23 protein-coding genes are annotated in these 25,060 nt (G+C 67.9%); 16 read left to right on the top strand and 7 right to left on the bottom strand.

From position 1 onward, the window contains the following. Positions 1-76: 76 nt before the first annotated feature. Genes MNR00_RS13810 through MNR00_RS13800 form a run of 3 tightly spaced genes read left to right on the top strand, consistent with a single transcriptional unit; the run spans position 77 to position 3,050 of the window. Complete coding sequence (locus tag MNR00_RS13810) at positions 77-1,336, top strand: ABC transporter substrate-binding protein (protein WP_241926493.1); 1,260 nt, start codon at positions 77-79, stop codon at positions 1,334-1,336. After that, entirely contained in the window at positions 1,336-2,229 is an 894-nt protein-coding gene (locus MNR00_RS13805; RefSeq protein WP_241926492.1) for a sugar ABC transporter permease, read from the top strand. Before MNR00_RS13810 ends, MNR00_RS13805 begins: the two co-directional genes overlap by 1 nt. Then, positions 2,226-3,050: a carbohydrate ABC transporter permease gene (locus tag MNR00_RS13800; protein ID WP_241926491.1), complete on the top strand. Its 825-nt coding sequence runs from the start codon at positions 2,226-2,228 to the stop codon at positions 3,048-3,050. Before MNR00_RS13805 ends, MNR00_RS13800 begins: the two co-directional genes overlap by 4 nt. A 43-nt stretch (positions 3,051-3,093) precedes the next feature. On the opposite strand, the gene MNR00_RS13795 is transcribed toward MNR00_RS13800, so the two are convergent. Beyond that, the gene (locus tag MNR00_RS13795; protein WP_241926490.1) at positions 3,094-3,606 is read right to left on the bottom strand and encodes a GNAT family N-acetyltransferase; all 513 of its coding nucleotides are present in this window, start codon (positions 3,604-3,606) and stop codon (positions 3,094-3,096) included. Between the two features lie 112 nt (positions 3,607-3,718). Next, the gene (gene aspS / locus MNR00_RS13790) at positions 3,719-5,518 is read right to left on the bottom strand and encodes an aspartate--tRNA ligase (protein WP_241926489.1); all 1,800 of its coding nucleotides are present in this window, start codon (positions 5,516-5,518) and stop codon (positions 3,719-3,721) included. Positions 5,519-5,634: 116 nt separating this feature from the next. Between aspS and MNR00_RS13785 the strand changes: the two genes are divergently transcribed. Genes MNR00_RS13785 through MNR00_RS13770 form a run of 4 tightly spaced genes read left to right on the top strand, consistent with a single transcriptional unit; the run spans position 5,635 to position 7,809 of the window. Then, positions 5,635-6,483, top strand: coding sequence for a hypothetical protein (locus tag MNR00_RS13785; RefSeq protein WP_241926488.1), 849 nt, complete (start codon positions 5,635-5,637; stop codon positions 6,481-6,483). Beyond that, entirely contained in the window at positions 6,464-6,802 is a 339-nt protein-coding gene (locus MNR00_RS13780; protein ID WP_241926487.1) for a transcriptional regulator, read from the top strand. Before MNR00_RS13785 ends, MNR00_RS13780 begins: the two co-directional genes overlap by 20 nt. Next, positions 6,783-7,178: a DUF5684 domain-containing protein gene (locus MNR00_RS13775; RefSeq protein WP_241926486.1), complete on the top strand. Its 396-nt coding sequence runs from the start codon at positions 6,783-6,785 to the stop codon at positions 7,176-7,178. Before MNR00_RS13780 ends, MNR00_RS13775 begins: the two co-directional genes overlap by 20 nt. Before the next feature lie 7 nt (positions 7,179-7,185). Then, positions 7,186-7,809, top strand: coding sequence for a histidine phosphatase family protein (locus MNR00_RS13770; RefSeq protein ID WP_241926485.1), 624 nt, complete (start codon positions 7,186-7,188; stop codon positions 7,807-7,809). Between the two features lie 76 nt (positions 7,810-7,885). On the opposite strand, the gene MNR00_RS13765 is transcribed toward MNR00_RS13770, so the two are convergent. Next, a complete protein-coding gene (locus MNR00_RS13765; protein ID WP_241926484.1) occupies positions 7,886-8,776 on the bottom strand; it encodes an NAD(P)/FAD-dependent oxidoreductase in 891 nt (296 codons plus the stop codon). Positions 8,777-8,836: 60 nt separating this feature from the next. Between MNR00_RS13765 and MNR00_RS13760 the strand changes: the two genes are divergently transcribed. The 6 genes from MNR00_RS13760 to MNR00_RS13735 all read left to right on the top strand — a co-directional run bounded on the left by MNR00_RS13760 (position 8,837) and on the right by MNR00_RS13735 (position 14,161). After that, positions 8,837-9,247 (top strand): MerR family transcriptional regulator, encoded by a 411-nt coding sequence (locus MNR00_RS13760; protein ID WP_241926483.1) that lies wholly within the window; start codon positions 8,837-8,839, stop codon positions 9,245-9,247. A gap of 78 nt (positions 9,248-9,325) precedes the next feature. Further along, complete coding sequence (locus MNR00_RS13755) at positions 9,326-9,961, top strand: TlpA disulfide reductase family protein (protein WP_241926482.1); 636 nt, start codon at positions 9,326-9,328, stop codon at positions 9,959-9,961. Then, positions 9,958-10,743 (top strand): cytochrome c biogenesis protein CcdA, encoded by a 786-nt coding sequence (locus tag MNR00_RS13750; protein ID WP_241926481.1) that lies wholly within the window; start codon positions 9,958-9,960, stop codon positions 10,741-10,743. The genes MNR00_RS13755 and MNR00_RS13750 overlap by 4 nt, the downstream gene beginning before the upstream one ends. 22 nt (positions 10,744-10,765) lie before the next feature. Next, positions 10,766-12,511 carry a cytochrome c biogenesis protein ResB gene (locus tag MNR00_RS13745; RefSeq protein ID WP_241926480.1) on the top strand — a complete coding sequence of 582 codons (1,746 nt, stop codon included), beginning with the start codon at positions 10,766-10,768 and terminating at the stop codon, positions 12,509-12,511. A gap of 1 nt (position 12,512) precedes the next feature. Continuing rightward, positions 12,513-13,502, top strand: a complete 990-nt coding sequence (gene ccsB / locus MNR00_RS13740; RefSeq protein WP_241926479.1) for a c-type cytochrome biogenesis protein CcsB — start codon at positions 12,513-12,515, stop codon at positions 13,500-13,502. A gap of 29 nt (positions 13,503-13,531) precedes the next feature. Beyond that, on the top strand, positions 13,532-14,161 hold the full coding sequence (locus MNR00_RS13735; protein WP_241926478.1) for a response regulator transcription factor: 630 nt from the start codon (positions 13,532-13,534) through the stop codon (positions 14,159-14,161). A 28-nt stretch (positions 14,162-14,189) separates the two neighbouring features. Here the strand turns inward: MNR00_RS13735 and MNR00_RS13730 are convergent, their stop codons facing one another. Further along, positions 14,190-15,752, bottom strand: a complete 1,563-nt coding sequence (locus tag MNR00_RS13730; protein ID WP_241926477.1) for an SLC13 family permease — start codon at positions 15,750-15,752, stop codon at positions 14,190-14,192. A 165-nt stretch (positions 15,753-15,917) separates the two neighbouring features. Here MNR00_RS13730 and MNR00_RS13725 point away from each other — a divergent pair, with 165 nt between their 5' ends. Genes MNR00_RS13725 through MNR00_RS13715 form a run of 3 tightly spaced genes read left to right on the top strand, consistent with a single transcriptional unit; the run spans position 15,918 to position 19,515 of the window. After that, positions 15,918-17,570, top strand: a complete 1,653-nt coding sequence (locus MNR00_RS13725; protein ID WP_241926476.1) for an AbgT family transporter — start codon at positions 15,918-15,920, stop codon at positions 17,568-17,570. Positions 17,571-17,605: 35 nt separating this feature from the next. Further along, complete coding sequence (locus MNR00_RS13720; protein WP_241926475.1) at positions 17,606-19,108, top strand: leucyl aminopeptidase; 1,503 nt, start codon at positions 17,606-17,608, stop codon at positions 19,106-19,108. A 23-nt stretch (positions 19,109-19,131) separates the two neighbouring features. Beyond that, on the top strand, positions 19,132-19,515 hold the full coding sequence (locus tag MNR00_RS13715) for a phage holin family protein (protein WP_241926474.1): 384 nt from the start codon (positions 19,132-19,134) through the stop codon (positions 19,513-19,515). Positions 19,516-19,522: 7 nt separating this feature from the next. Here the strand turns inward: MNR00_RS13715 and MNR00_RS13710 are convergent, their stop codons facing one another. From MNR00_RS13710 to MNR00_RS13700, 3 genes are read right to left on the bottom strand one after another with little or no spacing between them, the layout of a single operon-like run. Further along, positions 19,523-20,131 carry a 2'-5' RNA ligase family protein gene (locus tag MNR00_RS13710; RefSeq protein ID WP_241926473.1) on the bottom strand — a complete coding sequence of 203 codons (609 nt, stop codon included), beginning with the start codon at positions 20,129-20,131 and terminating at the stop codon, positions 19,523-19,525. A gap of 16 nt (positions 20,132-20,147) precedes the next feature. Next, positions 20,148-22,193 (bottom strand): YhgE/Pip domain-containing protein, encoded by a 2,046-nt coding sequence (locus MNR00_RS13705; protein WP_241926472.1) that lies wholly within the window; start codon positions 22,191-22,193, stop codon positions 20,148-20,150. After that, complete coding sequence (locus MNR00_RS13700) at positions 22,190-24,988, bottom strand: MMPL family transporter (RefSeq protein WP_241926471.1); 2,799 nt, start codon at positions 24,986-24,988, stop codon at positions 22,190-22,192. The genes MNR00_RS13705 and MNR00_RS13700 overlap by 4 nt, the downstream gene beginning before the upstream one ends. Positions 24,989-25,060: the final 72 nt, after the last annotated feature.

Genomic DNA, 25,060 nt, shown 5'->3' with positions numbered 1-25,060 from the left:
GCGCGAGTCTCCCCGCGTAGACTCCGGAGCGTGCGCAGGGGCAGCGCTATCGTCAGCCGATCGAGGAGGGACAATGATGTCGCAGGGCAGGAAGATGATGGTCGGGGTGGCCGGCGTCATCGTCGCAGCAATCGCGTTGAGCGGATGTTCGAGTTCCGGTGATGGCGGCGGGGACGTGACTCTCGAGTTGCAGTCCGCGATGGCCGCGGACTCGCCACGGTTCGAGTCCCTCAGCGCGCTGGCGAAGGCCTATGAGGCCGACAACCCGAACGTCAAGATCGATGTCGCGCCGATGGGCAAGGACTACGAGGGCGACATGAAGGTGCGGATGGCTTCGGGGGATCTGCCCGACATCTGGGCCACGCACGGCTGGTCGCTGCTGCGCTACAGCGAGTTCCTCGAGCCGCTGCAGGATCAGCCCTGGGCCGACAAGCTCAACCCCGTGCTCGACACGACGATGAAGAACGACGACGGCGAGTTCTTCGCGCTGCCGCTGACAACCGACGTCGCCGGCATCCTCTACAACAAGACGGTGCTGAAGGATCTCGGCGTCGACCCGGCCTCGCTCGGCACCATCGACGCCTTCGACGACGCCCTCGCGAAGGCGAAGGCCGCCGACATCGTTCCCATCTCGAGCTCGGGCAAGGACAACTGGTTCGCCGGCGACATCGCCGACTGGCTGGGCTCAGGTTCATTCAACGACGAGGAGTCCGACGAGCTCGCCGACGGCACCTTCGTGGACAGCGGCTTCACGGCGATGTTCGACAAGATCGAGGAGTGGACCAAGGCGGGCTACTTCAACCCTGACTTCTCTGCTGCCACCAGTGATGACATCGCCACTGCGCTCGGTCAGGGAACCACAGCGTTCGTGATGATCCAGAACAACCTCGTCCTCAGCGCTCAGGAGTTCGTGCCCGACGCCCAGCTCGGATTCATCCCGGTGCCGGCCGTCAACGGCGATCCGGAGTACCTGATCGGCGGCGAGGGCGTCGCGCTCGGCGTGTGGAAGGACAGCAAGAACGAGGAGCAGGCGCTCGACTTCCTCGATTTCCTCGCCCAGCCGGACAACATCGGCAAGTTCGCCGGCGACGACGGCAATCCGGCCGGGCTCACCGGGGTTGATGTCGATCTGGGCGATCTCTCCGACAGCTACGCCCAGTTCTTCACCCCGGGAGATGTGCGGATGGTTCCGTACTTCGACCGTGCGTACCTGCCGAACGGCATGTGGAACACGCTGATCACGACGACAAGCGGAATCATCACAGGGCAGACCACGGTGGACTCCGCGGTGTCGCAGACGAAGGCTGATTTCGGCACGCTGTACGGGCAGAAGTAGTGCAGTCGGGGCGCCCTCGAGCACACACCCTCTTCCCTCGCAGGCTCAACTGGCTGTATGCGCCTGCGCTGCTGCTGTTCGCGGTGTTCTCGATCTATCCGCTGATCAGCGGCATGGGCCTGTCGCTGACGAACTGGAACGGCTACAGCCCGAGCAGGGCTTTCGTCGGGTTCGACAACTACGCACGGCTGCTCAGCGACGAGGTGTTCCGAACCGCGCTGCTGAACACGTTCATCTACGGCGTCGGCAGCACGATCATCCAGCAGATCCTGGGACTCGGGCTCGCCGTGGTGCTCGATCGGATCGTTCGAGGGGCATCGCTGATGCGCGCGATCATCTACCTTCCGGTGATGGTCTCGCCCGTCGTGCTCGGCACGATGTACTACCTGATCTTCCGGTACAACAACGGGGCGCTCAACGACCTGCGGGCCCTGTGGGGTGCCGACAAGGTGGCGTGGCTCGCGGATGCGTCCGTGGGCGTCACTGTGATCGTTGCGGTGAACTCGCTGCAGTTCGTCGGCATCTCGATGGTCATCTATCTCGCAGGGCTCCAGGCCGTTCCCACCGAGTACTACGAGGCGGCGCAGCTCGACGGAGCAGGGTGGTGGCAGCGGTTCCGCAGCATCACCGTGCCCCTGCTGCAGCCGGCCTTCGCGACGAGCATCGTGCTGAACCTCATCGGCGGACTGAAGCTGTTCGACGTGATCCAAGTGCTCACCGGGGGAGGCCCTGGCAGTTCGACCCACTCGGTGTCGACGCTGATCGGCGAGACCTACTTCTCCAGTCAGGCCGCCGGCTACGCCGCGTCGATGGGTGTGGTGCTGTTCATCCTGATCGCGGTCGCCACTTTCGTGCTCAACAGTCTGCTGAACCGAAAGCGGGTGGAGCAGTGAAGGACGCCTCGACGCCCTCACGGGTGCTGATCTACATCGCGCTGGGCTTCGTCGCGCTGCTGCAGCTGCTGCCCTTCTACTTCGGCATCACCACGGCGGCCAAGCCGAAGTCGGATCTGTCCTCGCCCTGGACTCTCCCAAGCGACATCTACTGGCAGAACTTCGCCACGGCTCTCGAGCAGGGGCAGATCCTCACCGCGATCGGCAACAGCGCGATCGTGACGGTGATCTCGACGGTGCTGGTGTGCGTGCTCGGCGCACTCACCGCGTACCCGCTGGCCCGTCGCATCACCCGCGGGAACCAGCTGGTCTATGCGGGGATCATCGCGCTGATCATGATCCCGCCGCTGTCAGTGCTGGTGCCGCTGTACACGCTGATGAAGGGCATCGGCGGGCTGAACACGCACTGGGGGATCATCCTGGTGATGGTGACGGGCAACCTGCCGCTGGCGGTGTTCCTGTACACCGCGTTCATGCGCAGCCTGCCGATCTCGATCGAAGAGGCAGCGACCGTCGACGGCGCGAACTCGCTGCAGGTGCTCTTCCGCGTCGTGTTCCCGATGCTCAAGCCCGTCACGGCGACGGTCGCCATCCTCGCCGGTGTCGCGATCTGGAACGAGTTCGCGCTGAGCACGTACTTCCTGCGCGAGCCCGCGACGCGCACGATCGCCCCCGCAGTGGCGAACTTCTTCGCCTCGCAGGGCAGCAATCCGGGCGCGGCAGCGGCGGCGTCCCTGCTGTCGGTCGTGCCTGTGCTGCTCGCCTACCTGTTCCTGCAGCGCAACTTCATCAAGGGAATGGTCGCCGGCGCGATGAAGTGACGCCACCGATGTCGTCGCGAGTGCGGCTCGGACTACCTCCGTCTCAGCGCGGAACGGCGTACTTGAACCCGATGTGCGATCCGGTGTAGCCGAGGCGCTCGTAGAAGCGGTGAGCGTCGGTGCGGGCGGCGTCCGAGGTGAGCTGGATCAATGCGGCACCGAGTGCGGGCGCGGCATCTTCTGAGACCCAGCGCATCGATGCCGATCCGATGCCCGATGAGCGCAGATCGCTGCGCACCCGCACCGCCTCGATGAGCAGGCGCTTGGCGCCGCGTCGGGCCATCCCGGGGATGAGCGTGAGCTGCAGGGTGCCGACGACGGTGCCGTCGAGCTCGATGACGACGAGGTCATTGGACGGGTCGTCGAGGATCTCGCCGAGCGCGGCGGCATAGGCCGGCCGATCGGCCTCGACCGCCTGATCGCCCCGCGCTGCGCTGATCGGATCGTCTGCGAGCAGCCCGATGATCGCATCGGTGTCAGCCACTTCCGCGCGACGCAGCACTGCGCGCCCGGCCCGCGAGTCGAACGGGTGGGGAACGGGTAGGGATGCCAGCATGCCCTCAGTCTCTCAGTCTCTCAGCCGCTCAGTCTCTCAGCTCGCCCGCAGACGCCGAGACCCCCAGCGCGGCGACTGGGGGTCTCGGTGAAGCGGATGCTGCGCGTCGGCGTCAGGCTCCGGCCGGAGCCTCCTCGGTCTCGTCCTCTGGCATGAAGTCGACGCCGGCCTCGGCACGCTGCTCTGGCGTGATGGTGCCGGGCGCCTCGGTCAGCGGGTCGAAGCCGTTGCCCGACTTCGGGAACGCGATGACCTCGCGGATCGATTCCGTCTTGGTCAGGTGCTGCATGACGCGGTCCATGCCCAGCGCGATCCCGCCGTGCGGGGGAGCACCGAACTTGAACGCCTCCAGCAGGAAGCCGAACTTCTCGTCAGCCTCCTCCTCGCTGATGCCCATCACCTTGAACACGCGCTTCTGGACGTCTTCGCGGTGGATGCGGATCGAGCCGCCGCCGAGCTCAGAGCCGTTGCAGACGATGTCGTACGCGTAGGCGAGAGCCGAAGCAGGATCCGTGTCGAACGTGTCGGCGAACTCCGGCTTCGGGCCGGTGAACGCGTGGTGCACGGCCGTCCAGGCGCCGGCGCCGACGGCGACGTCACCCGATGCGACAGCATCCGACGCCGATTCGAACATCGGTGCGTCGACGACCCAGGTGAACGCGAAGACGTTCGGGTCGAGCAGGCCGAGACGGCGACCGATCTCGACGCGTGCGGCGCCGAGCAGAGCGCGCGAGTCCTTCGCGGACCCGGCGGCGAAGAACGCGCAGTCGCCAGCCTTCGCGCCGACGAGCTCGGCGAGACCCGCCTGCTCAGCCTCGGACAGGTTCTTCGCGACGGGACCGCCGAGCGTGCCGTCCTCGTTGAACAGGACGTACGCAAGACCGCGAGCGCCGCGCTGCTTGGCCCAGTCCTGCCAGGCGTCGAGCACCTTGCGGGGCTGTGAGGCGCCGCCGGGCATCAGCACCGCGCCGACGTACTCCGACTGGAACACGCGGAACGGGGTCTCGCTGAAGTAGTCGGTGGCCTCGACGAGCTCGAGCCCGAAGCGCAGGTCAGGCTTGTCCGAGCCGTACTTGGCCATCGCATCGGCGTAGGTCATCCGCGGCAGCGGGGTCTGCACGTCGACGTCGATGGTCTTCCACATCGCGACGATGAGCGACTCCATCATCTCGATGACGTCCTCCTGGTCGACGAAGCTCATCTCGATGTCGAGCTGCGTGAACTCGGGCTGGCGGTCGGCGCGGAAGTCCTCATCGCGGTAGCAGCGCGCGATCTGGTAGTACTTCTCCAGGCCACCCACCATCAGCAGCTGCTTGAACAGCTGCGGCGACTGCGGCAGTGCGTACCAGCTGCCGGGGTGCAGGCGCGCAGGCACCAGGAAGTCACGCGCGCCCTCAGGGGTGGAGCGGGTCAGTGTCGGGGTCTCGACCTCGACGAACTCGCGCTTGTGCAGCTCATCGCGGATCGCCTTGTAGACGTTCGAGCGCAGGCGCATCGCGGCGGCAGGGGCGGGGCGACGCAGGTCGAGGTAGCGGTGCTTGAGGCGCACCTCCTCGCCGATCGGGTCGGTCTCGGCGAGACCGCTCGAGACCTGGAACGGCAGGGGCGCCGACTCGTTGAGCACGACGACGTCGGATGCGATGAGCTCGATCTCTCCGGTGGGGAGGTTCGGGTTCTCGTTGCCGGCGGGGCGACGCGAGACCTCGCCGGTCACCTGCAGCACGAATTCGCTGCGCAGCGGGTGCGCCACCTCTTCGTCGCGGATGACGACCTGGGTGATTCCCGACGCATCCCGAAGATCGATGAACGCGACGCCTCCGTGATCGCGGCGACGATCGACCCAACCCGTGAGGGTGACGGTCTGACCGATGTGCTCGGCTCGCAATGAGCCTGCCGTGTGTGTGCGAAGCACGGAACTTCCTCCTGATCGGGAAATGGAACCTGCCCAGTCTACGTGGCGGTGCGAACCGCGCTGCTGGGGGGGGCATGCGGGTTGTACCTACTTGCCGTGCGGCATATAGTTTCCAGATGGAAAGTGATTCTGGACTGCCCAGGGCGGATGCTGTCGACGCCGTGCGCGCGGTCGAGCGGGTGCGGGCGCGCGTGGCCCAGGAGCCCCGCGGTGATGCCGTGCTGCAGTTGCTGTACTCGGTGATGTTCGCGGCATACGTCGGGATCTTCGTCTATACGGGATCGATCGACGGCGGTCGTGCTGTGCTGGGAGGGAACACCATGGCGATGGTGCTGCCCCCGATGATCATCTCTTCGGCGCTGATCAGCGGTGCCGGCGAGCGCCACAGGCGCCGGTCGCGGATTCTCGGAGGGCAGTGGTGGGCGATCGGCGTCTTTGCGGCGGCGCTCCTCGCTGTGCTGCTGTGGGGACTGCGCGTCGGCTATCCGTGGTGGCTGTCGCTCGTCTACGCCGCGGCCACATTCGCCGTGTTCGGGGCCCGCCCGCTGATGCTCATCGCGCGAGGGGGAAGTGGCTCGCGCGTGAGGCTCGAACCAGGGCCACTGTCCCGCGGCGTCCGGGTCATCACACTGCTGCTCGGAGTCGGATTCGGTGCGCTGTGTCTGAGCGTGCTCGTGCCCGTGCTGATGTGGGCGATCACGATGCTCGTGCTCCTCGGTGCCATCATCGTCCTCGCCGCGCGCGGCACCACCTGGAGTCTGCATCACGTCGGCTACGAATGGGCGTGGGCGCAGTGGACGGCGTTCGGCGTCGCGGCCGGGGTGATGTTCCTCTTCGCCGTCCTCATGGTCGCCGGTGTCGCGGCCACACTCCTGATGGCAGGCGTCGCGGCGGCGCTCGCCGCGATGCCCCTCGTCGGCGCCGCCTTCCTTCCCGGACACGGCGATGGCGCACCCCAGGCATGACCTCGACCCGGCGCTGATGACGCCGGTGCGCCTCTCGCTGCTCGCCGCACTAGCGGAGGACCAGGAGCTCGACTTCGCGACTCTGCGTGACCTGATCGAAGCCGACGACTCCGTGGTGTCGAAGGGGATCGCTCACCTCGAGAACCTCGGCTACGTGAAGGTCACCAAGGGGTACGCCGGCGCTCGGCCGCGCACCTGGGTGACCTCGACGGTGAAGGGGCGTCGTGCGCTGGAGCGGCACATGAACGCCCTGCGTGCCATCATCGGCGCAGTGGACACGGCCGACTACACTCACACTCATGCACGTCGCCCTGACTGAGAACGCCACTGACGCCGTCAACCGCATGTACGAGCTGATCTTCTCGGGTGTGGGAGGAGTGGTCGCGCTGGTGTTCTACGTGCTCTACGCCGTCGCACTGTGGAAGGTCTTCAGCAAGGCGGGATATCCGGGCATCCTCGCGCTGATCCCGATCGTGAACGTCATCTTCCTCGTGAAAGTGGCCGGCATGTCCGGATGGTTCTCGCTGCTGTACCTGATCCCGATCGTCGGCTGGATCTTCGGCATCGTCGTGGCGTTCAAGCTCGGCGACCGATTCGGCAAGGGCGGAGCGTTCTCGTTCTTCCTGCTGTGGATGTTCTCGGTGATCGGGTTCTTCATCCTCGGTTTCGGCAGCGCCCGCTACCAGCGCGCCTGAGGTCGTCATGACGGCATCCCGACTGCATCTGGTGCGCCACGGCGAGGTCGACAACCCCGCGCGTGTGCTCTACGGACGCCTCCCCGAATATCACCTCAGCGAGGCTGGCCGGCAGATGGCGCTGGCGGCGGCCGAGTACGTGGCGTCTCAGGACCGCCCGCTCGGTGAACTGCGCTGCTCGCCGCTCGAGCGCACGCAGGAGTCCGCGGCGCCGTTCGCCGAGATCTTCGGCCTGACGCCCGCGCTCGATGAGCGCATCATCGAGCCGGCCAATATCTTCGAGGGCCAGCGCATGTCGCGCGCCCTGCGCAACCCCTGGAACTGGCGGCACCTGCGGCGTCCGTCGGTGCCGAGTTGGGGGGAGCCGTACGTCTCGATCGCCGAGCGGATGCTGGCGGCGATGAACGAGGCATGGCACGAGACGGATGCCGGCGATGTCGTGTTCGTGTCGCATCAGGCGCCGATCTGGATCACCCACCTGTCGGTCGCGGGTCTGCAGCTGCGTCACGATCCGCGCACCCGCCGCTGCGCGCTGTCGAGCGTGACGAGCTTCGAACGTGTCGGCGACGTCTGGCGTGAAGTCGACTACGTCGAGCCGGCCGCGAAGGGCATCGACCTGGGCGCGGTCTGACGCCCGGCGTGGTCTGCCCCGGGCGTGGTCTGTCCCGGGCCGGACGCGATCTGAGCCCAGGCCGGGTCGGATCCCCTCAGCCGGCGAGCTCCTGCACGAGACCGGCGGCCGCCAGCTGCCCCGCGGTTGCCGCGACCATCACCGCCGCCATCACACCGGGCAGTGCCGCCCGGTGGGCGAGGTCGCCCGCGGCCGAGACGCCGGGCAGTGACGTGCGACCGAACTCATCGATCTCGATGGCGCCGCTGTCGAGCATGGTCAGCCCGAGCTGCTCGGCGAACGGTGCGCGCTGCCGGGCGCTTCCCGCGGCGACGAACAGTCCGTCCACGTCCACCGGTCCTCCGGCGGTGATGCGCACGCCGTTGTCGTGGTCGGTGACGGACTCGACGGTCGCGGAGTGCACGGACGCCCCCAACGTCTCCAGCTGCGACCGCATCTCGTCAGCGAGTTCCCCGTCGTCGAAGACGATGATGTCCGACACGATCGGCTTCAGCAGCTTCACGAGGTGCTCCACGCGAGGGCTCCCGCCGATCACGCCGATGCGGCGGCCCGCGTACTCGTGGCCGTCGCAGAACGGGCAGCTGAACGCGTGCCGTCCCCACAGCTCGGCGAGCCCCGGCACCGGCGGCAGGTCGTCGGCCATGCCCGTGGCGAGCAGCACACGGGTCGATCGCTCGACGGTTCCGTCGGCGAAGATCGCCTCGAAGCTGCCGTCGATCGGGGAGACGCGGGTGATTGACCCGTGTCGGAACTCGACGGTGGCGTACTCGGCGAGCTGGCGGCGAGCCCTCTCGCGGAACTCGGCCGGGGGCGTGCCGTCATCGGCGATGACGTTGTGCATGTGCTGCACCGGCCCGTTCCTGTACTCGCCGGAGTCGATGACCAGGGCTGTGCGGTGCATTCGTCCGAGCGTCAGTGCCGCCTGCAGGCCGGCGGGGCCGGCCCCGATGATGATGACCTCGCGCATTTTCAGTCCTCCTGGGTGGTTGAGGTTGTGTTTCGACCCAGTCTGTGACTTCATGTCAACATGAAGTCAAGTCCTGCCCCTGTGTGGTCCGTCGGCGACGTGGCCTCCCGCTTCGACATGCCCACCAGCGTGCTGCGGCACTGGGAGACAGTCGGTCTGCTCTCGCCGGATCGGGATGCCGCGGGAAGGCGCCGCTACGGTGAGGACGACGTGGTGCGGATCGCCGTGATCGTGCGCAGCAAGGCGGCCGGCATGAGCCTCGACCAGGTCGCCCATCTGCTCGACCGCGACTCGGCGGAGCGGCATAGCGTGCTGCAGGCGCATCTCGACGACCTCGACCGGCGGATGGCCGAGATGCGGCACTCGAAGGCCATGGCCGAGCACGCGTTCAACTGCACCGCGCACGACATCTCGACCTGCCCGCGTTTCCGCGCCGAGGTCGCCGACATCCTGGAGGGCTTCTCGTCGTGACCGCGGGGGCGCTATCGTGCACGAATCGCATAGCACGATGTCAGAGCGCGCATAGGAAACGTGCGTACGATTCCCAGCGTGTCCTCACCTGTTCACGCCCGTCGCGCTGCCCGTCGCAGCCGCTCGCTGACCGTCGCGGGAGCCGCACTCGCCGCGGTGCTGGCCATCGGCCTCAGCGCCTGCGCACCTGACCCGGCCACCGAGGCATTCCTCAACGGCGACGAGAAGGCATACACCTCTGCCGACTTCCGCACGAGCGAGATCCCGCCCGCGGAGCGCGATGAGCCCGTCGTCTTCGGCGGTGTGACCGAGGACGGCGAGAAGTTCTCGAGCGACGACATCAGCGGCCAGGTCGCCGTGGTCAACTTCTGGTACGCGGGCTGCGGCCCGTGCCGCATCGAGGCCCCCGACCTCGAGGCCGTCTGGCAGAAGCACCAGGGTGACGACGTCGCCTTCATCGGCGTGAACATCTACGACCAGCCCGACACGGCCAAGGCGTTCGCCAAGACCTATGGCATCACCTATCCGAGCCTGATCGACGCCACCACAGGTGAGGCCAAGCTCGCCTTCGCGAAGGTCACGCCGATCCAGGCACCGCCGACCACCCTCGTGCTCGACAAGCAGGGCAGGGTCGCCGCCCGCATCATCGGACCGATCGAGGGCACCTCGATCCTGTCGACGATCATCCAGGACGTGCTCAAGGAGAAGGCGTGACACCCGAGGCGGTCATCGGCGCCGGAGCCCTCTGGCTGGCGATCCCACTGGCGATGCTCGCCGGACTCGTGTCGTTCGTGTCCCCCTGCGTGCTGCCGCTCGTACCCGGCTACCTCGGCTTCATCGGGGGAGCAGTGGGGCAGAGCTCCGACGCGCAGAATTCCGGCGCGCAGACAACCGGCAGCACTCAGACGCAGGCGACGACGCGCAGTCGGATGCTGCTGGGCGTGCTCCTTTTCATCCTGGGCTTCACGGTGGTCTTCGTCGGCATCACCGCGCTCAGTGGCACGTTCGGGATCTTCGTGCTGGAGTACGCAGGCATCATCACGCAGGTGCTCGGCGTGCTGATCATCGCGATGGGCTTCATCTTCCTGGGGTACTTCGGCTTCGCGCAGCGCGAGATGCGGATGCACGTGAAGTCGACGACCGGATTCATCGGTGCACCGCTGCTCGGGGTCGCTCTCGGTCTCAGCTGGGCACCGTGCATGGGCCCGACCCTCACCGCGATCGTCGCGCTGTCGTTCAACATGGGCACACCGTGGCGGGCATCCCTGCTCGGCGTCGCGTACTCGCTGGGTCTGGGCATCCCCTTCCTGCTGCTCGCGCTCGGCTTCGGCTGGGCGACCCGCGCCGTCGGCTTCGTCCGTCGCCACATCCGCGTCGTCAACATCATCGGCGGTGTGCTGCTGATCGTGCTCGGCGTGCTGATGGCGACGGGCATCTGGACCGAGATCATGTCGAGACTGACGGCGGTGATGGCCAGTGTCATCCTCCCCATCTGACGACGAACGGGCTGAGAAGCCCGTGAAGAAGAAGGCCCCTCGAGTGAACCGCACCGGTGCTTCGGCAGCGACCGACCCGCGTCGCCCCGCCGACCACATCGACTCGGTCGAGGCCGACACCGAGATCAACCAGCCGAAGCTCGGATTCGTGGGCTGGCTGCGCTGGGGATGGCGTCAGCTGACGTCGATGCGCGTCGCGCTGGTGCTGCTGCTGATCCTGGCGATCGCGGCGATTCCGGGGTCGATCTTCCCGCAGCGCACCGCCGACCCCAACGGCGTCGTGCAGTACAAGCAGAACAACCCGGATCTCTTTCCGATCCTCGACGGCATGAGCATGTTCGACGTGTACTCGTCGCCGTGGTTCTCGGCCATCTACCTGCTGCTGTTCATCTCGCTGATCGGCTGCATCATCCCGCGCATCAAGCACCACGCGAAGGCGCTGCGCGCACTGCCGCCGCGCACGCCGGCGCGGCTCGCACGACTCGACGACCACCGCTCCGTCGCGCGTCCGCTGCAGGGAGCGGCGGCGTCGGATGCTGACGCCGAGGCATCCGGCGCGATCGACGTCGCCGCGAAGCAGCTCAAGGCGCTCGGATATCGCGTCGCCCGGTACGACCGAGGGCGCACGTTCTCGGCGTCGGCCGAGCGCGGCTACTGGCGCGAGACCGGCAACCTGATCTTCCACATCGCGCTCGTCGGCGTGCTGGTCACCGTCGGTCTCGGCGGCGGGTTCGCCTACACCGGGCAGAAGGTCGTCATCGAGGGCTCGAGCTTCGTGAACACGCTGATCGATTACAACTCGATCAACCGGGGGCGCTTCGTCTCGGATGATGCGCTCAAGCCCTACGCGGTCACGCTCGACAAGTTCGACATCACCTACGAGGACTTCGGCAAGCCCGGCGCAGGACAGGCCGGCAACTTCGCAGCCAACGTGACCGTCCAAGAGACCGACGGCTCCACCAGCGAGGGAAAGATCGAGGTCAACCACCCGTTGAACGTCGCCGGCGACAGCGTCTACCTGCTTGGCAACGGCTACGCGCCGACCATCACGGTGCGCAACGCCGAGGGCGAGACCGTGCTCAGCCAGCCCGTCGAGTTCCTGCCGCAGGACAGCGCGATGACCTCGCTCGGCGTGATCAAGGTCACCGACGGCATGCCGGAGCAGCTCGGCATGATCGGGTTCCTGTACCCCACCGTGGTCAAGCTCGAGTCCGGCGCCTACGCCTCGGCGCATGGCGCGCTGAACCTGCCGCTGCTCACACTCGACGTCTATCAGGGCGACCTCGGCATCGATGGCGGCAATCCGGTGTCGGTCTTCGAGCTGGACACCGACGATCTCGAGAAGCTGACCGGCCGCACCACCGATGTCGATTCGATCGAACTGCAGCCGGGTGAGACCGCCGACCTGCCGAACGGGCTCGGCACGGTGACGTTCGAGAATGCCTCGCCCGCGGGCGCGAAGGACACTCTGCAGTCCGTGAAGCGCTACGTGTCGCTGCAGATCCACCACGACGCCTCGGCCACGTGGGTGCTCGTGTTCGCCCTGCTCGCGCTGGCGGGCCTCGGGCTCGCCCTGTTCGTGCCGCGTCGTCGGATGTGGGTCAAGGCCACAGCATCCGATGACGACAGCATCCACCTGGAGTACGCTGGCCTCGCGCGCGGCGAAGACCCCACCCTGGCCGCTGCCGTCGACGATCTCGTCGACGGACACCAGCGACTGCTCGACGGGGCCGCGCCCCGACGCGAGACCTCCGCGAAGGGAGCATGACATGCCCGACCTCGATTCCATCTCGATCCTGACGCTGTGGACGGCGATCGCGATCTACGCGGCGTCGTTCATCGCCTATGCGTTCGACCTCGCCCGCCGCTCGTCGATGAGCGACGAGGTCAAGACGAAGGTGCTGGTCGCGGCCGGTGGCGGCGAGATCTCGGATGCTGGCGCCACTTCTCAGGACGGCGTCTCGTCCGGAGAGGCAGACAAGCCCGCGAAGCCGCGCTACGTGTTCGCACGGATCGGCACGGCGCTGGCGGTGCTCGGCTGGGTCTTCCACCTCATCGCGACCGTGACGCGCGGCTTCGCCGCCGGACGCGTGCCGTGGGCGAACCTGTACGAGTTCGCGATGATCGGCACGCTGCTGATCATGGGCGTGTACCTGCTGATGCTCACTCGCGTCGACCTGAAGTACCTCGGCAGCTTCATCAGCGGTCTCGTGCTGGTGCTGCTCGGTGCGGCATCAGCGAGCTTCTACACCGAGGTGACTCCGCTGGTCGACCCGCTGAAGTCTGTCTGGCTGGTCATCCACGTCTTCGTGGCCTCGCTGTCGACGGCACTGTTCGCCCTCGCCTTCGCGCTGTCGATCCTGCAGCTGATGCAGGCGCGTCGTGAGCGGAAGGTCGCCGAAGGCAGGCAGAACGCAGGGCCCGGCTTCCTGCGTACGCTGCCCGAGGCGTCGCGCCTCGAGAACATGGCGTACCACTTCACGGTCGTCGGCTTCATCTTCTGGACCTTCACGCTCATCGCCGGCGCCATCTGGGCCCAGGCTGCGTGGGGTCGCTACTGGGGCTTCGACGTCAAGGAGACCTGGACGTTCATCATCTGGGTGCTCTACGCCGGATACATCCACGCCCGCGCGACGCGCGGCTGGCGCGGTACGCCGTCTGCATGGCTGTCGATCACCGGCTTCGCCGCGGTGATCTTCAACTTCACGATCGTCAACGTCTTCTTCAAGGGCCTGCACGCGTACTCCGGCCTGAGTTGAGCGGGGCCTGAGCTGAGCATGGCGCACTCGTGGTGATCCGCGTCGCCGTCATCGACGGCCATCCCACGATGCTGCTCGGCGTCACCGCGCTGTTCAACGCGCAGCCCGACATGCGCACGGTTGCGGCGGTGTCGACCGCGCGCGAGCTGCTGCACAAACGGCGAGCCGTCGACGTCGTGCTGCTCGCCCTGTCGCTCGCCGACGGCTCGACGCCCGCCATGAACCTGCGCGTGCTGTCGGCGATCGACGCGCCGGTGCTCGCCTTCACCGCGGGCGACCGGCCGCAGCTGATCCGTGAGGCGGCGTACGCCGGCGCTGCCGGCATGATCCGCAAGTCCGAGCCGGTGGATGCTGTCGTGCAGACCGTCCGACTGGCCGCGCAGGGGGCCCTGCGACCGTCCGCGGAGTGGGCGTCTGCCTTGGCGTCGGATGCTGAGCTGCCGCTCGCCGTGCTCACCGCGCGCGAGAAGCAGGTGCTCATGCTGTACGCGTCGGGGGAGACGGCCGAGAGCGTTGCCGGGATGTTGTTCGTGTCAGTCGAGACGGTGATCGATCACATCCGTCGCATCCGCGGCAAGTATGCGGCGGCCGCGCGGCCGGCTTCGACGAAGGTCGACCTGTACCGCCGCGCGCAGGAGGACGGACTGCTGCCGGCCTGAGCGTCGATGGGCAGCACCGACGGTCTGGTCAGAAGGGCCAGATCAGCGGCACGAAGAACACCGCGAGCAGGAAGGTCAGGATCAGGAACGGCGTGCCGAAGCGCGCATAGTCGCCGAAGCGGTACTGCCCCGGCTCCATCACCATCAGATTCGCGGGCGTCGCCACCGGCGTCATGTACGCGGCGGCGCCCGCCACGGCCAGTGCCATGAGGAACGGCAGCGGTGACGTGCCCATCGCCTGGGACAGCGCCACTGCCACCGGGGTGATGATCAGCACTGTCGCGGTGTTGCTGATCAGCTGCCCGAGCACCAGCGTGAGCAGCACGATCGCAGCGAGGGCTGCGAAGGGCCCGAAATCGCCGACCAGCGCACTCAGCCCGTCCGCGATCATGGCCGCAGCGCCCGTGGTCTGGAAGGCCGTCGAGAGCGGGATCATGCCGGCCACCAGCAGCACGGTGGTCCAGGCGATGGCGCGGTAGGCCTGTGTGATCGAGAGCACCTTCGACAGGATCAGCGCCCCGGCGGCGAGCAGTCCCACGATCGCCGTCGGCAGCCACCCTGTGACCAGCAGCACGACCATGATCCCCGAGATGATCAGCGTGCGACGTGCTCCAGAGCCGAGCGGGATGCCACGGCGCAGCCGTTCGGGGGAGTCGACGACCAGCACCTCGCGATCATCGGAGGTGTGCAGGCTCAGGTCGTCCCAGGTGCCGTCGAGCAGCAGGATGTCTCCGGCCTGCAGGGTGGCGCCTGGGTCATCGAGGGTCTCGTCGCCGCGGCGCGCCGCGAGGATCACGAGGCTGCCGCTTGGGGTGGTCATGCCGCAGAACACGTGCATGCCGATCAGCTTCGAGCGCGGTGGGATGACCACCTCTGTGGCGCCTCGCCCCGCTGTCATGGCGACTTCGTCCGGGCCGAGCGCGTAGTCCCGGCGCAGCTGCTCGGCGAGTCGCTGCACGTCCACCGGCACCGACGGCGCGTTGCGCTCCGGCAGCAGCCGAGGGCCGAGGAACAGGGTGATCAGGATTCCGCCGATCAGCAGCGGGATGCCGACGATCGCGAACTCGAAGAAGCCGAAGGGGCGGGCGCCGGCATCCGCCGCCGCGTCTGAGACGATGATGTTCACCGGGGTGCCGGTCAGCGCGAGCATCGAGCCGGTGTGCGCCGAGAAAGCGAGGGGCATCACCATCTGCGATGAGGGGATGCCCGATCGTGCGGCGACCATGACCACCAGTGGCAGCAGCGCCGCCACGGCGCCGTTGACGCTGATCAGGGCCGTGATCACGGCGGTCAGAAGGCACAGCACGAGAATCAGCGGCTTGCGATTGGTGCCGACTCTGGTGACGACCTGGTCGCCGGCCCAGGCGATCACGCCAGAGCTCTCCATCGCCTCGCTGACGATGAACAGGGTGGCGATGAAGATCACCACCGGGTCGCCGAAGCCGGCCATCGCCTGCTGCAGATCGAGCACGCCGGTGAGGAACAGCGCCACTGCCACGCCGACGGCGACGACGCTGATCGGGACGCGGCCCGAGACGAAGGCGACCACCGCGACACCGAGGATCACGAAGACGATGGCGACCGGGTCCATGGCTGCTGAGCGTACTCGGTCGGCTGTCGCTGGCGGCAGGCTGCGCGCGGAGACCCCCAGTTCTGGGGGTGTCCGCCGATGCCCGCCCCTCGCGATCATGGGGGTGAGATGCCGCGCAGGGGCGCACCGTTCTCGCAATGATGCTGTGCGGAGGAGTCGATGGGTATGGGAGTCGGGGCGGACACGGCGCCGGAGGCGCAGCAGAAGGGCTTTCTGAACTGGATCGAGAAGGTCGGCAACAAGGTGCCGGACCCGACGATCATGTTCGTCTACCTGATCGGCTTCATCGCGGTCTTGTCCTTGATCCTGTCCTGGATAGGCGTCTCGGTGACCGACGAGGTGGTCGTGCCGATCCCGAGAGATGACTTCCAGCGCTTCAACGACATGTTCGGCGGCGGATGGACCGTCTACGACTCCATCACCGGCAATCCCGCCGCTATCCCGGACTACGTGATCCAGGAGCAGGAGTTCGCGATCCGCAACCTGCTCTCCGTAGAAGGTGTGCGATTCTTCTTCAGCTCGTTCGTGGACAACTTCGCGGGCTTCGGTGTGGTGGCCGTGGTGCTGATCGCGATGGCGGGCGTCGGTGTCGCCGAGCATGCCGGCATGATGGGCGCGCTGATCCGTCGGGTGGTCAAAGTCGCCCCGCGGCGCTGGATCGCCTTCATCCTGATCTTCGTCGGCGTTCTCTCGTCGGTCGCGACGGATGCCGGGTACCTGATTCTCGTGCCGCTCGCTGCGGCCGCGTTCCTCACGGTCGGACGCAATCCGCTGGCCGGCCTCGCGGCGGCGTTCGCGGGTGTCGGCGCCGCGTTCGGCGCCAACATGCTGATCACCCCGAGCGACAGCATGCTGACCGAGATCACCAACGAGGTGCTCACGTCTGCCGGCATGGAGCCGATCGACGTGACGCAGAACTTCTATTTCGGCATCGTGTCATCCGTGCTGCTGGCGGTCGTCGCGCTGCTGGTGACAGTGCTCGTCACCGAGAAGCGGCTGGGCGCGTACGACCGCACCGAGATGACCATCGCCGATGACTCCGAGGGCGCCGATCACGACGCCGAGGCACGCGGCCTGAAGTTCGCCGGCTGGGCGCTGCTCGCGTTCTTCATCGTGATCCTGGCGCTGACCCTGCCGCCGGGGGCGCCGCTGCGCGACCCTCTGACCGGTGACATCATCGGCGCCACGCCATTCATGGCGAGCCTGGTGTTCATCATCTCGCTGGCATTCCTCGTCTGCGGCATCGCCTATGGCGCCGGTGCGAAGACACTGCGTGGCGGCACCGAGGCCGTCCGTGCGATCTCGAAGACATTCGCAAGTCTGGGCGGCTTGCTGGTGATGTTCCTGATGATCGCCCAGTTCATCGCGCTGTTCAACTGGACCAATCTGCCGACCGTCGCCGCGGTGTCGGCCGCCGAGCTGCTCGAGCAGGCGAGCGTGCCGGCGATCGTGCTGCTGCTCGCGTTCATCCTGGTGATCGTGATCCTGGACTTCATCCTGCCGGGCCTGGTTCCCAAGTGGGTGATCTTCGCGCCGGTCTTCATCCCGATCTTCGCGTCGCTGGATGTCGCGCCGCAGACGCTGCTGGCCGCCTACCGCGTGGGTGATTCGCCGGTCAACGTGCTCACCCCGCTGATGGTCTACCTGCCGTTCATGGTGACCGTCGCGCAGCGCTACAAGAAGGACGCCGGCATCGGCACGATCATCGCGCTGATGATCCCGTACGCGCTGTGGATGCTGCTCGCCTGGACCGCACTCTTCGTCGTCTGGTTCCTGCTCGGCATCCCCTGGGGCCCAGGGTCGCCGGTTTCCATCTGATCACAGCATCCGATTCCACACGGAGGAGAACGGAAATGACTCGCAGTGCTGACAAGCTGATCCCGACCGACTTCCCGGCCGTGCCGGCGCTCGCCGCCGTCGAGGCCGTGCAGGTGAGCATCGCGCCGCTCGGTGAGGGCGCCGGGGCGATCGGGCTCGGAGTCTCGTCCGACGGCCCCGTGCCCGAGCGACTCGCCTTCGACCGCCCCGCGCTGACAGCCGCCGGTTTCGAGGCGAAGGCGGGTGCCACGCTGGTGCTGCCGCGCGCGGATGATCCCGACCTCATCGCCGTCGGCCTCGGCGACGCTCCGACGACCGCAGCTGCCCTGCGTGATGCCGCCGCGGCGTTCGCGCGCGCGGCCGCGCGGCACGCGCACATCGCCCTGCGGATCGAGCTCGGCGACGTCGACCGCCCGACGGCGATCTCGGCGCTGGTCGAGGGGGCGCTGCTCGCCCGGTACCGCTACACGCCGCTGAAGTCGGATGCCAAGGATGTGCCCCTCACATCGCTCACGCTCGATCTGGGAGGGGAATCGGATGCCGACGCCGCCGCAGTGCGCACGGCGATCATCGCCGTGCGCTCGGCCGTCATCGCGCGCGATCTGGCCAACACCCCTCCAGGGCACCTGACGGCGACTGACATGGCTGATGTCGCCGTGGAGCTCGGCGAGCGGTTCGGGTTCGAGGTGGAGACCTTCGACAGGCAGGCGCTCATCGAGTTGGGCTGTGGCGGACTGCTCGGCGTCAACCAGGGCTCGGTCGAGGAGCCGCGCATGATCGTGCTGCGGTACCGGCCGTCCGGTGGGCCGACCGGAAAGCTCGGGCTGATCGGCAAGGGCATCATGTACGACTCCGGCGGCATCAGCCTCAAGCCCAGCGACCCCATGCACCTGCTGATGAAGATGGACATGGGCGGGGCGGCAGCCGTACTCGGCGCGTTCGCCGGGCTGCGTGACAGCGGCGGCACGGCCGAAGTTCTCGGCTGGCTGATGTGCACCGACAACATGCCCTCCGGCGCGGCCTACAAGCTCGGAGATGTGCTGACCGCCCGCGGTGGCACGACCATCGAGGTGAAGAACACCGACGCCGAGGGCAGGCTGGTCATGAGCGACGCCTTCGCGCTCGCGAACGAGCAGAACGTCGATGCGATCGTCGACATCGCCACGCTCACCGGCGCCGCGCTGGTCTCGCTCGGCGGGCATATCGCCGCGCTGCTGGGCAATGACGACGGGATGGTCGACGCAGTCCGGGCGTCTTCCGCCGTCACCGACGAGCCCGCCTGGCAACTTCCCCTCGAGCGCAAGTACCGTTCCCAGCTCGACAGTGACATCGCCGACATCTCGAATCTCGGCGGGCCGTACGCCGGCACGATCACCGCCGCCCTCTTCCTCGACCACTTCGCCGGGAAGACCCCGTGGGCGCACCTCGACATCGCCGGCACCATGCAGGTCGACAAGGATGATTCGTGGCGATCCAAGGGAGCGACCGGATTCGGTGCCAGACTGCTTCTCGACCTGGCGAAGCGGTTCGCTTCTTAGCCACCTGACAACGGAGGTGCGCCGTGCTGCGCTTTCTCATCAACATCCTGATCTCGCTGGTGATGGCAGCGCTCGGTCTGCTGATCTGCATGTGGACGCTCAACGGCTTCTCGATCTCTGCGAGCGGCTTCGTCATCGCGGTCATCGTGTTCACGGTGGCGCAGGCGATCTTCGCGCCGTTCATCTTCAACGTCGCGCGCAAGTACGCCAGCGCGATGCTGGGCGGTATCGGCCTGATCTCGACCTTCGTCGCCCTGCTGATCGCGTCGTTCTTCCCCGGCGGGATCCAGATCTCGGGGATCATCACGTGGGTGCTGGCGACCCTGATCGTGTGGATCGTCACAGCGCTCGGCACCTGGCTGCTGCCGCTGCTCTTCTTCAAGAAGAAGGTCGAAGCCGCGCGCTGAGGTTCGGTCAGCCTGCACCGAGAGGAAACACCTCACGGTGCTCGGCTGCGTCGAAGTAGGTGACGAACTCGACCTCGCCGATCGTCTCGGCGGGTGGCGTCGCGTAATCGTGGGCGGTGTCGGATGCCAGTCGCGCCCAGTCCGCAGCATCGAGGTTCTTGGCGTAGACCGTCGAGAGGTGGAAGGTCCACTCGTCGAGGCTCAGCTCGCCGATGCGCCGCAGATCGGTGTCGTCGAGCGCCTCGGTGAGTGACGCGTACGCGTGCAGCAGCGACGGCGTGCGCGCGAGGCGTGCGATGACGATCTGCCACGGGGCTGGGAACGAGTCGACGGCGTCGAACGCGAGCTCGATCGGATGCTGTCGTGCCGCCCATCGGCGCACGACTTCCCGCACCTGATCGACCCGCTCTGGTTCGTACAGTCCACGGAGCGTGACGTGCGCTGCCCCCGGATAGCGCACGGCGTCGGACAGCCCGGCGGCATCGATGCGCCGGCGCGCGGCATCCTGCATGCGATCGAACTCGGTCGCGACGGCCCCGGTCGGCCGCAGCACGACGTACTGCTGCCCTTCCAGGTCACGCAGCTGCCCAGCATCCGTCATGAAGTCCCGCACCATCCCCCGACGCTACCCGTCAGGCGGTGGCGAGGGCGGCTTTGGCGCTCGTCGTGCGGCGAGTGGCGACAGCCAGGGTCGCGGCACCGAGCGCCAGCACGCCCCAGACGATCAGGCCGGCCGCGGCGGCACCGCTCGGATCCACCAGCCCCATCAACGCGGGATCGGTCGGCATGGCTGCGCCGAGACCGGCCAGCCATCCGGGGATGGTCGAGATCAGGCCGGTCGCCAGCGCCAGCACGCCCACGAGCACGCTGACCCAGCGTCCGATGCCTCCGAACACCGCCACCAGGGCCTGGTTGATCGCGGCGAAGGCGACTCCGGCGAGCACGGCGAATCCGGCGAAGCCCCACCAGGCTGCGGCGTCGTATCCGGCGACGATCTGCACGATCAGCGACACCAGAATGCCCTGACCCGCACCGATCGCGGCTGCCGGCCAGAAGCCTCGCAGCACCATGCCGGCCGACGAGCGGCGCGACGTGAGCGCGCTGCCCGGCACCGCGCGCAGCGCGATGAACGAGGCCAGGGCGCCGAACCACAGCACCACCGACGCCAGCAGTGGGATCGTGGTCGGCCCGAACATGGCATCCGAGTCCGACTTCGACGTCACGGGGTTCGCGATGACGGATGCCAGCGACGTCGACTGCTCGTCATCGAACGACGGCAGCGAGGTCGCGGCGGTTGCCAAGCCGTCGGCCAGGTCGTCGGTGCCGGATGCCAGCGTGTCGAGGCCCGTGGCGAGCTCGCCCGCACCCTCTCCCAGCGCCGTTGCGCCGTCGCCGAGCTGCGTGGCGCCGCTGGAGAGCCCGCTGGCTCCGGTGGCGGACTGCGCAACGCCATCGGCGAGCTGGCCGAGGCCGCCGCCGAGCTGAATCGCAGCCCCACCCGCGGTGCGCATCTGGTCGGCGATCGCCTTCGGAGCCTGGGCGTCCAGCGCCCGCAGACCCTGCGCGGTGCCGGCGGATGCCTGGTTGGCACCGGTCGCGGCCTTCTGAGCCGTAGCCGAAAGCTCTGCGGCCGTCGCAGCGGGGCCCTGCAGGCCCTCCGCCGCACCCGCCATGGCCGACAGCTGGGCGCAGAACTCGGCGTTCGCGTCCGCGTCGCACGAGGAGGCTAGTCCGCGCAGTCCTGGCGCGAGGGCATCAAGTCCCTGCTGCACCCCGGCGCTGGCCTGAGCAGCGCCACCGGCGGCCTTGGCGGCCCCGTCGCTCGCGGTGGTCGCGGCATCCGCGGCACCGAGCAGCTCATCGGGGACGAGCCCGTTCTTCTCGAGCGCTGCCGCCCCGCCGGTGAGGCCCTGCCCAAGCTGGGTCGCCCCTGCGCCCGCCTCGCGCGCCTTGCTCGAGATGGTGCCGAGACCGCCGGCGAGCTGCGAGGCACCGTCGGCGAGTCCGTTCGCCCCGTCGGCGAGCTTGGTCGCCCCGCCGGGGATCTCGGCCGCGCCGTCGGCCGCGGACTTCGCGCCGTCGGCCAGCTTCGATGCGCCATCAGCGGCGTCGCCGATCTGGTCGCCGATGGTCTTGAAGCCGACCAGCACGTTGCCGACCGTCGCCTCGCTGATCATCGTGCCCATGGTGGATGCTGCCACCGAGGCGATCTGCTGCGTGATGATGCCGTCAGCGACGCGGCCGTCCGGAGGTGTGGTCACGGTGATCTCGGCCTGTTCTGCCGCATCCCCGTCGCCCTGCAGCGCAGTGCCAGAGGACGTGGCATCCGCCGAGAACGACTTCGGGATCGTGACGATCGCCTGGTAACGGCCGTCGGCCATGCCTTCGGCGGCGTCGTCCTCGTTGGAGATCACCCAGGTGAGGTTGGAGTCCATCTCGTCTGAGCCGTCGACGAGTCCAGCGGCCAGCTGCCGGCCGAGCGGCGTGTACTGCCCGTCGATCGTGACTGGCTTGTCGAGGTTGACGACCGCAGCGGTCATCGAATCGAGCCGCGCCGTCGGGTTCTGCAGCGCGGCGACGAGGATGCCGCCGATGATGGCAGGCAGCAGCAGCACGCCGATGATGGTCAGCCAGGTGATGGGGCGGCGCGAGCGCGCGCGTTCGATGGGGAGCGTCATGCGGTCACCTCGGAGTCGGTGAGGGTGGCTGTTGAAGGGGAAGGAGCGGGGGCGTCGCGGAGGTCGGTGACGGATGCCACCGGTCGGCCGGCCTCGCGCAGCAGCTGCTGCGCAGCGTCCGAATCCGCTGTCGTGAGCAGCACGGCCATCTCGGCGTCGGCGTCGCGCAGGCGCGCAGCGAGCTGGTCGCGCTCCGGCGGAGTGAGGCGGTCGATGCCGTCGATGATGACGAGGCCGGTACGGCCGCGCAGCGCCTCCCGCAGGGTGGATGCGGTGTCCGCGCCACCCAGCAGGGCGATGCCGACGTGCGAGCGCACCCAGGCGGCGCGACCGGGCAGCAGGTGCCCAGCGACGCGGAGCCTGCCGGCATCCGGCTTCACCCGACCGGCGAGCGTCAGCGCCAGCGTGCGGAGCGCGGCGGGAGCGGCGCCGGTCACGATGAGCGCGTCACCTGCGGCCAGGCGCAGACGGGTGTTCTCGATGCCCGCCGCGTCGATCGCGAGGTCGTCGGCGGCGAGGATGCTGTCATCGCCCGGCCATTCCCCGAGAGCCCGCTCGCGCTCGACGGCCTCGCCCTCGATGTCGACGTGCGGGAGGATCTTCTCCATCCAGGCGGGGATGCGCCAGGCGCGGTCGCCGAGGATCGCCATCACGGCGGGGATCAGCGTCATGCGCACGAGGAACGCGTCGATCGCGATGCCGGCGGCGAGGCCGAGCGCGATGGGTTTCAGCGACGAGTCGCCCTCTGGCACGAACGCCACGAACACGGCGAACATGATCAGAGCTGCGGCGGTGACCACGCGGGCCGAGCTCGTGAAACCGGAGCGCACGGCGCGGATCGCGGCGGCACGACGGTTCTCGGCGACGGTGCGATCCGGGTCGTGGACGTAGTCCTCGCGCATGCGCGAGACGAGGAACACCTGGTAGTCCATCGCCAGACCGAACAGCACGCCCATCAGCACGATCGGCATGAACGAGATGATGGGACCTGTGCGTGCCACGTGCAGCAGGTCGGCGAACCAGCCCCACTCGAACACGGCCGCGACGACGCCGAACGACGCGATGATCGACAGCAGGTAGCCCACGGCGGCGGTGATCGGCACCCAGATCGAGCGGAACACGATCGCCAGCAGGATCAGCGACAGGCCGATCACGAAGATGCCGAACGGCAGCAGCGCCGCCCCGAGCTGGTCGGAGATGTCGATCGCCACGGCGGTGAAGCCGGTGACCTTCAGATCGATGCCGAACTGGTCGAGCCACTCATCGTGGTGCGAGCGCAGTTCGCGCACCAGATCGCTGGTCGCCGGGTCGTCAGGTGCGGTCTCGGGGATGATCTGCACGATGCCGGTGTCTGCGGTCTCGTTCGGAGTGGCCAGGGCCACCTCGCGCACGCCGGGGATCTTCTCGACCTCCTTGCCGAGGTCCTGCATCAGTGTCAGCGGGTCGGTGGACGTGACGATCGTGCCCGTGAGGATCAGCGGGCCGTTGAATCCAGGGCCGAACTCCTCAGCCGTCAGGTCGTAGCTCACGCGGGCCTCTGAGCCCTTCGGAAGCACGCCGGCGTTGGGCAGGGCGAGGTTCAGGCTGAGGGCGGGCACGGCGATGATGCCGAGACCGAGGACGACCGCGATGGTGACGAGGACCGGGCGCTTGGTGATGCCGCCGACCCAGCGGGCGGCGAAGCCGCGGGGCTGCGCGTCGGGCGCGGGGCTGCGCGTCTTGCGGGTGGCAGGGGCGGCAGCATCCGACTTCTTCGCCTTCTGCTTCTTGACGCGACCGATCACGCGTCCCTTGACGAAGCCGAGCATCGCCGGCGTCAGGGTCACCGAGATGGCGACGGCGATCGCGACGGCGACGGCCGCGGCGATTCCCATCGTGGTCAGGAACGGGATGCCGGCGAAGCCGAGCCCGATCAGCGCGATCAGCACGGTGATGCCGGCGAACACGACGGCAGATCCCGCGGTGCCCACCGCGCGGGACGCGGACTCCTCCGGATCCATGCCGTCGCGCACCTGGTCCTGGTGGCGGGCGATTATGAACAGCGCGTAGTCGATGCCGACCGCGAGTCCCAGCATGAGTGCCAGCAGCGGAGTGGTGGAGGAGACCGTCGCGACCGCGGTGGCGGCGAAGATGCCGGCCATCGAGATTCCGACGCCGAGCAGGGCGGTCAGCAGGGGGAGCCCGGCGACGACGAACGAGCGGAAGGTGACGATCAGCACGAGCAGTGCGATCACAACGCCCACCGCCTCGGTGATGGTGATCGTCGGCATCGACATGGCGAACAGGTCGCCGCCGAGGGCGGTCTGCGAGCCGTCAGGCAGCTCTGCGCCGAGGTCGTCGACGGCGGTCTGCAGCTCGGTCTTCACGCTGTCGGGCACATCGGTGACCTGGCCGTCGAATTGCAGGCGCACGATCGCAGCGGTGTGCTCGTCGTTCACCATCCCGTCGATGTTCTCGTCGTACGGCGACGTGACGGCGAGCACGCCGTCGAAGTCGGCGAGCTCATCTACCGTGTCCTCGATGTGCTCCTTGTACGTGGCATCGGTGATGTCGTCGCCGGGGGCCGCGACGACGATGAACTGGGCGTTCGTGCCGCTCACCTGTGGGAAGGTGCGCTCGAGCTGCTCGAGGCCGGCCTGGGACTCGGTGCCCGGGATCGAGAAGGTGTCATCCGTGCCCGCGCCGAGGGTGAGGGCTGCGCCACCGGCGATGCCGAGTACGATCAGCCAGCTGACGAGTACACGCCAGGGGTGCCGGAACGACCAGCGCCCCAGGGATGAGAGCAGAGTGGACACGCTTCCTCCGGCTGAGTTCGATACACAGATGTATTCAGTACGTTCTTGTATCGTAAAGGAACCGCGACATCG

Source organism: Microbacterium sp. H1-D42 (assembly GCF_022637555.1).
In the GTDB taxonomy this organism is placed as follows: domain Bacteria; phylum Actinomycetota; class Actinomycetes; order Actinomycetales; family Microbacteriaceae; genus Microbacterium.
This window is presented reverse-complemented; position numbering and strand designations above follow the sequence as displayed.

Bases quoted from the DNA above. Each gene is read 5' to 3' on its own strand.
- MNR00_RS13810 (WP_241926493.1), top strand. From the start codon at position 77: ATGTCGCAGGGCAGGAAGATGATGGTCGGGGTGGCCGGCGTCATCGTC.
- MNR00_RS13795 (WP_241926490.1), bottom strand. From the start codon at position 3,606: ATGCTGGCATCCCTACCCGTTCCCCACCCGTTCGACTCGCGGGCCGGG.
- MNR00_RS13785 (WP_241926488.1), top strand. From the start codon at position 5,635: ATGGAAAGTGATTCTGGACTGCCCAGGGCGGATGCTGTCGACGCCGTG.
- MNR00_RS13780 (WP_241926487.1), top strand. From the start codon at position 6,464: ATGGCGCACCCCAGGCATGACCTCGACCCGGCGCTGATGACGCCGGTG.
- MNR00_RS13775 (WP_241926486.1), top strand. From the start codon at position 6,783: ATGCACGTCGCCCTGACTGAGAACGCCACTGACGCCGTCAACCGCATG.
- MNR00_RS13770 (WP_241926485.1), top strand. From the start codon at position 7,186: ATGACGGCATCCCGACTGCATCTGGTGCGCCACGGCGAGGTCGACAAC.
- MNR00_RS13765 (WP_241926484.1), bottom strand. From the start codon at position 8,776: ATGCGCGAGGTCATCATCATCGGGGCCGGCCCCGCCGGCCTGCAGGCG.
- MNR00_RS13760 (WP_241926483.1), top strand. From the start codon at position 8,837: ATGAAGTCAAGTCCTGCCCCTGTGTGGTCCGTCGGCGACGTGGCCTCC.
- ccsB (WP_241926479.1), top strand. From the start codon at position 12,513: ATGCCCGACCTCGATTCCATCTCGATCCTGACGCTGTGGACGGCGATC.
- MNR00_RS13730 (WP_241926477.1), bottom strand. From the start codon at position 15,752: ATGGACCCGGTCGCCATCGTCTTCGTGATCCTCGGTGTCGCGGTGGTC.
- MNR00_RS13725 (WP_241926476.1), top strand. From the start codon at position 15,918: ATGGGAGTCGGGGCGGACACGGCGCCGGAGGCGCAGCAGAAGGGCTTT.
- MNR00_RS13720 (WP_241926475.1), top strand. From the start codon at position 17,606: ATGACTCGCAGTGCTGACAAGCTGATCCCGACCGACTTCCCGGCCGTG.
- MNR00_RS13710 (WP_241926473.1), bottom strand. From the start codon at position 20,131: ATGGTGCGGGACTTCATGACGGATGCTGGGCAGCTGCGTGACCTGGAA.
- MNR00_RS13705 (WP_241926472.1), bottom strand. From the start codon at position 22,193: ATGACGCTCCCCATCGAACGCGCGCGCTCGCGCCGCCCCATCACCTGG.